The sequence below is a fragment of the Streptococcus oralis genome (assembly GCF_003943825.1).
GTDB lineage: Bacteria > Bacillota > Bacilli > Lactobacillales > Streptococcaceae > Streptococcus > Streptococcus oralis_CD.
Genome location: NZ_RJNJ01000132.1, coordinates 1 through 512 on the forward strand (window position 1 = coordinate 1; position 512 = coordinate 512).

The 512-nt window shown below is 39.8% G+C and carries 1 protein-coding gene; it reads right to left on the bottom strand.

The features are described from left to right. The coding region (locus D8863_RS10985) for a substrate-binding domain-containing protein (protein WP_185761495.1) at positions 1-512 on the bottom strand (512 nt) is incomplete at both ends.

Consider the following 512-nt stretch of genomic DNA (forward strand, 5'->3'; position numbering starts at 1 on the left):
TTGTGTCCAATCAACTGGCGGTAACAAATCTGTTTATTGTTTTTGGCATCGTTAATAATCTGGAGAATGGTTTCAAAGGAAACGCGTCCAAGTTCCAGGCTATTGATATCCACATAGGCTGCCAAGTTCAGTTTAGGGTTGACCGAGTCAAAGCTGAGGACAGGGACATCCAGTTGGTGTTTTGCGATGTAATCACAGACCCCTGCAGCAAGAAGGCTATCAATAGTAATAATAGCATCAATATTTGGATCATGTTCGAAGAGAAGTTTACTAAAGCGATAACCATTATCTTCAAGAAATTCGGTCGCAAAGTAGGTCAGATTTGGATCAATAGGAAGTTGGTATTGTTTAAGAGCTAACTCATAACCCATTAGACGATCTTGTGTTACGAAAAGTTTTTTGGTTCCTCCGATGAAGGCAATTCGCTTGCATCCTTTTTTGATGAAATATTCTGTTGCATCAAAACCTGCCTGGACATTGTCATTATCAACAAGAGGGATAAAGGGTGAAGT